The sequence below is a fragment of the Streptomyces sp. NPDC007346 genome, from assembly GCF_040703535.1.
Taxonomy (GTDB): domain Bacteria; phylum Actinomycetota; class Actinomycetes; order Streptomycetales; family Streptomycetaceae; genus Streptomyces.
Map to the genome: position 1 here is coordinate 1 of NZ_JBEYKR010000233.1, position 7,212 is coordinate 7,212.

The 7,212-nt window shown below is 75.7% G+C and carries 2 protein-coding genes and 1 pseudogene; all 3 read right to left on the reverse strand.

What is annotated here, in order from left to right; all coding sequences use genetic code 11:
* Positions 1 to 82: 82 nt before the first annotated feature.
* Positions 83 to 4,837 carry a hypothetical protein gene (locus tag AB0917_RS32865; protein WP_366823372.1) on the reverse strand — a complete coding sequence of 1,585 codons (4,755 nt, stop codon included), beginning with the start codon at positions 4,835 to 4,837 and terminating at the stop codon, positions 83 to 85.
* Between the two features lie 105 nt (positions 4,838 to 4,942).
* Positions 4,943 to 5,869 carry a hypothetical protein gene (locus AB0917_RS32870; protein ID WP_366823373.1) on the reverse strand — a complete coding sequence of 309 codons (927 nt, stop codon included), beginning with the start codon at positions 5,867 to 5,869 and terminating at the stop codon, positions 4,943 to 4,945.
* Between the two features lie 55 nt (positions 5,870 to 5,924).
* Positions 5,925 to 7,121: pseudogene (locus AB0917_RS32875) on the reverse strand (hypothetical protein); the annotation flags it as partial.
* Between the last annotated feature and the right edge of the window lie 91 nt (positions 7,122 to 7,212).

Genomic DNA, 7,212 nt, shown 5'->3' on the forward strand with positions numbered 1-7,212 from the left:
GCCCCACTTCCAGCGTAGCAGGAACACGGGCCTGAGGCCGCCGGGCGGGCCCGATCGGCATCGGGCCCGCCCGTGGCGGAGACTACGCCTCCGGCTGCGGCTGCGGAGCCTGTTGTGTGCTCCGCTTGAACATGCGGGTCGCCGTGATCTCGCCGTGGACCGTCTCACCGTCCGGGTCCTGCTGCGGCAGCCCGGGGCGCAGGTGCTCCTCCACGCTGATGTACTTCAGCCCCGCCCGCAGGTCGGCGTCGTTGCGCAACCGGATGACCAGCGGGAACTCGGCGAGCGCGGTCGTGTCGAAGAGACCGGTCGTGTAGAGCAGCTGCACGCCCAGCGCGTCGGAGACCGCGCGCTGGAGCTCCAGCAGATACGTGGCGTTGGCCCGGCCGATCGGGTTGTCCAGGAACAACGTGCCCGCGTGGCGGTGGCGGTCGCGGCCCCGGTCGTTGCTGCGCAGCGCCGCCATCGTGCAGTACAGGGCGATGGCGGCGGTGAGCAGCTGGCCGCCGGAGAAGACGTCGCCCATCTGCCCGACGGGGACCCGCTCGGCGCGCAGCACCGCGTCCGGCTTGAGGATCTCCACCGCGATGCCCTTGGGCCGCAGGGCCGCCTCCACGCCCCGCAGCAGCAGGGACATGCCGTCCCGGCGCAGGTCGGAGTTCTTCTTGAGGGCGGCGTGCGTCGCCTCGTCGATGACCTCGCCGAGGCGTTCGGTGAGGGTGGCCTGATCGGGCTCCTCGAAGCGGATCCGCAGGAACTCCTGCCCCGACCACTCCCCCAGCCCCTCGGGGAGCTGGGAGAGCCGCTGGGCCGAGCGGAGCGTGGCGAGGGCCGACTCGACCAGGCCGCGCAGCCGGTCGACGATGGAGTCGCGGTTGCGCTCCAGCTGGACCAGCTCGTCGGTCAGGACGCGCAGTCGCGGGGCGAAGGCGTCGGCCCACTTCTGGGCGTGCTCCGGCAGCGCGGAGGCGGGCAGTTCGCGGATCTGCTGGCGGGCCGGGGTGCGGACCTGCTCGTAGCGGGTGGAGTTGGCGTGCCGTACGAGGATGTCGCTCGCTTCCCGGACGGCGCTCTCGGCGGCCGAGAGGTCGGCTGAGCAGCCGCGCAGGGAGCGGCGCGCCTCGGCGGCGGACTGCCGGGCCTCCTCCAGGGTGCCCGGATACGGGTCGGGGGCCTCGGAGCCGTCCTCCGTGCCGTGGTCGCGGAGCAGGTCGCGCAGGAGGGCGGCGGTCTCGTCGAAGCCGCCGGCGGAGTCCTCGGCGGTGCGGTGGGCGTGGAGCAGCTCGCTGTGGGCGGCGCGGGCGGTGTCCAGGGCGGCGGTGGCGGAGGCCAGTTCGCCGGTGGCCGTACGCAGGAGGGCCTGGGCCTGCTCGGCGTCGGCCGGGACCAGCTCGTCGGGCAGCTCGGTGTGGTGGAGCCGCTCGTCGTCGGGGGCGAGCCGTTCGGCCTCGCCACGGAACCGGCCCAGCTGTTCGCTGGCGGTGGAGGCGCGGGTCTCCAGGAGCTGTACGTGGGATTCGGCGCGGGCGGCGGCGGCCTGGCGGGAGGGGCCGTCGGCTCCGTCGGTGCCTTCCAGGAGCTGGGCGGCGCGGGTGCGGACCTTGTTGGTGAGGCGGTCCAGCTCGGCCAGGGCGGCGCTCTCGTCGCTCTCGGCGCGGGCCTGTTCGGCGCGCAGGTCGGCGCCGACGCCGACCTTCTCGTACAGCTGGGAGGCGGCCCGGTAGGCCTCGCGCAGGGTGGGCAGGGCGGTGCGGGGCCTGGTCTCGTCGGGCTCCGGGAGGATCTCCGGGGCGCCGGCGATCTCGGCGCGTTCGGCGCGCAGGGCGCGGGCGGTGCGGCGGGCGTCGTCCCCGGCGCGCTGGGCGGCCCTGCGGTCCTCGTCGGCGGAGCGGGCCAGGTCCAGGCAGACGGCGGCGCGGGCCTCGGACTCGGCGGCCTCGTCGACCAGTTCGCGCAGCCGGACCTGCCAGCGGGCCCGCTCCCGGAGCCGGTGGGCGAGCCCGGCGAGCGCGTCGGCGACCCGGCGGGCGCGCTGGGCGGCCTCCTGGCGCTCGTCGCGGACCCGGGCGGTGTCGGCGGCGGCCTCGTCGGCCTCGGCGCGCGCGGTGCGGGCCTCGGCCAGGACGGCTTCGGCGCTCTCGGCCGCCGTACGGGCGGTGGCGGCGGCCTCGGCCAGTTCGGCGAGCATGCCGGGCGGGCAGTCGGCGCGCCAGGAGCCGATGCGGGCGGCGAGGGCGCGGTCACCGGAGAGGCGGGCGGCGAGCGACCTGATGTCCTCGTCGCGGGCGGCGGCGCGGGAACGCAGCCCGTGGCGCTCCTCGTCGGCGGCGTGCTCGTCGTGCATGGCCGGGTTCGGCGGGACGAGGAAGACGCCGTCGTGCTGGGCGTCGGACCCGGTGGCGGGGTCCGGGACGGGGGCGAGGAGCGCTGCGGCGGTGCCGACGGCGACGGCCGAGCGGGGCAGCAGGGCCGCGCTGCCGAGGACGTCGCGGGCGCGGGTGTGGGCGTCGGGGTCGGTGATGACGACGCCGTCGACCAGCTCGGGGCGGGCGGCGAGGACGGCGGCGTGGTCGGCCGGGTCGACGGCCTGGGCGAGATAGCGCCAGCCGGGCAGGGCGGGGATGCCGTGCTCGCCCAGGTATTCGACGGTGGCCAGGACGTCGGGGCCGGGGGGCAGCAGCCCGCCCTCACCGAGGGCGCCGAGGATGCGGGCGTCGTCTGCGGCGGCGGTGCGCAGGTCGAAGAGGCGGCGCTCGGCGGCGGTGACGGACTGGTCGAGCAGCTCGCGCAGTTCGTCGGCGCTGCGGTCGAACTCCTGGGCGCTGAGCGGCTGGTGGGAGGGGGCGGGCTGGTCGGCGAGGGCGACCGCGCTCTCCGGGGAGGCTTCGGTGGCGGTGCCGTCCCCCTGGGTGCCGGTGCGGGCGGTGTCCCGCTGTGTCCCGCCCGGCGTCTCCTCGCCCGCTCCCCGGCGGGGGTGCGGGACGCCGGTGCCGGAGGGCAGGCCGAGCAGGTCGGCGAGGCGGGGGTCGGCGGCGATGGACTCGGCGGCCCTCAGCTCGTCCTCGTGGCTCTGCTCCGCCGCCTTGGCCGCGTCGGCGGCGCGGGCCGCCGCCAGTTCGGCGCGGCTCTCGTCGGCCGCCGCCTCACGGGCGTGGTCGGCGGCGGTGCGGGCGGCCTCGCGGGCGGTGTCCCAGGCTGCGACGGCCGCCTGTTCGGCATCGCTGGCGGCCAGGGCGGCGCGGGCCGGGTCGGCGTCGGGCGCGGTGTTGTCGAGCCAGCCCGCCTGGACGGCCTCACTGGTCTCCTGCTCGACCTCGGCGAGGCGCTGGCGCAGATGGCCGGCCTCGCTGCGGGCGCGCTGGGCCTCGGTGGCCGCGACGGTGGCGTCGCGGTGGGCGCGCTCGCCGGTGGCCTGGAGGGTCTCTGAGCGCTCCTCCTGCTCGTTGGCGACGCGCTCGCCGTCCTCGGCGGCGGTGTGCAGCGCCCGTACGAGGTCGGCGGCGGCGGTGGCGCGGGCGGCGAGGGCGGGGGCGGCGTCGCGCTCGGCCTCGCGGATGGCGACGGCGACCCTGGCGGAGCGGTCGGCGGCGGCGCGGTGGCGCAGGACGGCCTCGGCGGCCTGCCAGGCGGCGTGCAGGGTGCGGGCCTCGGCCAGCTCCCGGCGTCCGGCGGCGGCGCTCTTCTCGGCGCCGGCCAGGGCCAGGGAGGCGTGCCGGTAGGCGAGTTCGGCGGCGATCAGGGAGCGGCGGCCGCGGGCGGACTCGGCCTCGGTGACGGTGTGGGCGGCGGCGGTGACCCGCTCGGCCAGCTCGGCGGTGCGGCCGCGCTCCTCGGCGGCGCGGGCGCTCAGACGGCGGGCCAGGGTGCGGGTGCGGCGTTCGGCGGCGGCGTGGATGTCGCGGCTGCGGGCACGGGCCCCGGTGGCCTCGACGATGCGGCCGAGCAGGTCGACGGAGCCCGCGGTGAAGTCGCGCTCGGCGGTCAGCTCGGCGCGTCGGCCCAGCTTGTTGCCGAAGCCGCTGACCAGGTCGGCCAGGCCGTCGGTGTCGCGGGTGTCGGTGACGGCGCGCAGCAGCAGGTCGGTGAAGTCGGAGTCCTTCTTGACGGCGAAGAGTCCGGCGGCCTCGCCCTCGTCGGCGTTCATCTCGCGCTGGTAGCGGAAGAGTTCGGGGTCGAGTCCGAGGTCGCCGAGGTGTTCGTTCCAGCGGTCGTGGATCTCTTCCCAGTGCACGTCGAGGTGCTGGTAGAACTTGCCCGCGTCCACCAGGGCGTCGCGGAACCCCTTCATGGTGCGGCGCCTGCCCCGGGCTCCGGAGACCCCTTCGGCGGGGCGGCCGACGGCGGTGGCCTCGGCGACGGGCAGGCTGTCCAGGCTGAGCCCGGGGCCGGGGCGGAAGGAGTACCAGGCCTCCGCGAACTTGCGGGGGTCGTTGGAGACCTGCCGTCCCCGCCACTCGCTGACCTTGCCCACGACGACGCATTCGCCGGTCAGGGTGTGCTGCCACTCCAGGGCGACGTGGCCGCAGTCGTCGGCGAGCAGGAACTTGCGCAGGACGCCGGAGCTGGCGCCGCCGAGGGTGTTGCGGTGGCCGGGGAGCATCACCGAGAAGATCAGCTTGAGCAGGACGGACTTGCCGCCGCCGTTCTCCAGGAAGAGCACGCCGGCCGGGGCGGGGCGGCGCGGCGGGCCGACCGGCTCGTCCTCGAAGAACTCCGCCTGGGCGGGCGCCGGGTCGGGAACGGGTTCACCGACGCCGCGCAGGTCGAGGACGGTGTCGGCGTAGCGCGCACCGGCAGGCCCGATGGAGTAGAGGCGGACCCGGGACAACTCGTACATGGCGGCGGACTCTCGTCGTTCGTGAGCGGTGGCGGAGCTGGGCGGTGCGGTCGGGACGGTGCGGTCGGGATGGTGCGGTCGGGGCGGGCCGGAGGGGACGGGTGGTCAGGAGGAGTGGAAGGGCAGGCCCGCGTCGGCCGCCAGCTCCAGGTCGTCGGGGTCCGACGGCGGCAGCAGGGTGGCGGAGCCGTCGGTGACGGGGACGACGCCGAGCTCCAGCAGCTCGGCCATGGCGGCGCCGCCCGCCATGTCGCGGACCTGGAGCTGGTAGCGGGCGGTGGTGCGGTAGGCGCCGCCCGCGTCGTCGCCGGTGCGCTGGAGGAAGCCGGAGTCGGTGAGGAAGGCGACGGCCTTGCCGATGATGCCGGTGGTGGATCCGGCCAGGCGCCGGGCATCCTTGGTGGCGCCGGTGGAGCTGCGGCGGGCGTAGATCCGCCAGCCGGATTCGAGGCCGGGGGTGTCGGTGGCGGGGTCGGTGTTGTCGCCCTGCTCCTCGGCGCGCTCCTCCAGCCGCTTGCAGGCCTGGCGTACGAAGGCGTCGACGCCGTTGACCGTGATGCGGCCGATGTACGCGTCGTCGGCTAGGTCCTCGGGGCGGGGGAAGGCGAGGGCGGCGACGGCGAGGTGGGCCAGGCCGTGGAGGAAGCGGTCGGCGGCGTCGGAGGAGGCACGGCGGGCGTAGTCGCCCATGCGGACGGCGAAGACGGAGTCCTCGCCCGCGGTGACGGCCATCCCGGCGCGCGGGGAGACCTCCAGGACGATGAGGCCGAGCCCGGTGGCGACGGCGTCGGCGAGCCGGGCGAAGGCGCTCTCCTCCCGGTAGCGGCGGAGCAGGTCGGCGTATTCGGCGTCGCGGGCGGGCAGCAGCTTGGGCTGGAGCCCGAAGGAGACCAGGCGGGCGGCGTCGGCGGCGTCGGCCGGGGTGACGGCCGGCTGGCCGGTGGGCTCGGCGGTGTGTGCGGGTACGGAGTCACCCACGTACGCGGAGGGCTCGGTCCACGCGTCGGGGTGCTCGGCGTCGTGGTCGCTCACGGCTGGGACTCCTCGGTACGGAAAGGGCGGGGGTGCGCGGGACGTACGGGGCCGGTCACGAGGCCTCCTTGCGGTCCGCGGCCATTCCGGCGGCGTCCAGCAGGGCGGTGCCCACGATCAGGTCGGCGCCGCCGAACTCCGGGTCGTCCAGCTCGGTGCCGTCGTCCACCGCGAAGAGCAGGCGGCGCTCGCCCTGGCGGTAGGCGGTGCCGACCGGCGGGGAGGCGGCGTGGACGGCGAGGAGCGCGACCAGGTAGGGCAGCTCGGGGTCGCTGCGGCGGGCCTCGGCGAGCAGCCCGGAGAGTCTGCGCGGGGCGTCGTGCTCCAGGTCGAGCAGGGCCATGGCGCTGGAGAGCTGGGCGTCGCTGAAACGGCTGTCGTCCGGGGTGGCGATCAGGTCGGGCTCGGGCATCTCCCTGCCGAGGTGCTCCCGCTCCAGGGGTGGGGTCAGGAGCATGTCGACGAGGTCGCCGACGCGGACGGAGGTGGGGGTGCGCAGCCCGGTGCCGTGGGCGAAGAACGCGTCGGTGGCCCTCAGGGACTGTTCGACGGGGAGCGGGAGGAGCGGGGCGAGGAGCTGCCCGTACAGATCGAGGCCCGCGTGGGCGGCGGGCGGGGCGAACGCCTGCCGGTCCTGCTCGGCGCGGAAGAGCGGCCCGGCCTCCAGCAGCCGGGACTGGAGCTGGGTGTGGCGGCGGATGCAGTCCTTGACGATGTCGACGAGCTCGGCGGCCCGGCGCTTGTGCTCGGGGTCCTCGGCCTCGTCCCGCGCCTTGCGGATGTTGGTGAGGATCGCGTTCTCGTGGCGGTAGCGGTCGGCCACGTGGTCCAGGGCTTCGGCGATCATGTCGGGGACGGTGTTGAGCCAGTCGACCGCGCGGACGTTGCGCCGGGTGGCCTCCAGCGTGCGGCGCAGCGTCTCGGCGTACTGCACGGTGCGGTAGCGGGCCTGTTCGGCGGCGAGCTGGGCGTCGGCGAGGCGGCCCCGGCTGATCAGGACCTCCAGCTTGACCTCGGCGGCGATCTGGGCGCTGGTGACATCGGTGTCCAGGGCGCCGACGAGGACGTTGACCGCTTCGTCGGTGGCGCGGAGGTAGACCGTGCCGCCGTAGCCGGGGACCTCCTCGATCAGCTTGAAGTCGTAGTCCCGGCGGACGTAGACGCCGTCGGGCCCGAACGTGCCGTAGACCGCGCGGAAACCGCGGTCGACGCTGCCGACGTTGATCAGGTCCTTCTCGAGCGATGGGATCCAGTCGCCAGTAGGCGGCCGCCTTGAGGTACGCCTCGTTCACGCCTTTCTCTTCCAGCAGCAGGCTCTTGGCCTTGCGCGTCAGCGCCTTTTC

Excerpts from the sequence above, each read along its gene's own strand:
- AB0917_RS32865 (WP_366823372.1), bottom strand. The coding sequence starts at position 4,837 with ATGTACGAGTTGTCCCGGGTCCGCCTCTACTCCATCGGGCCTGCCGGT.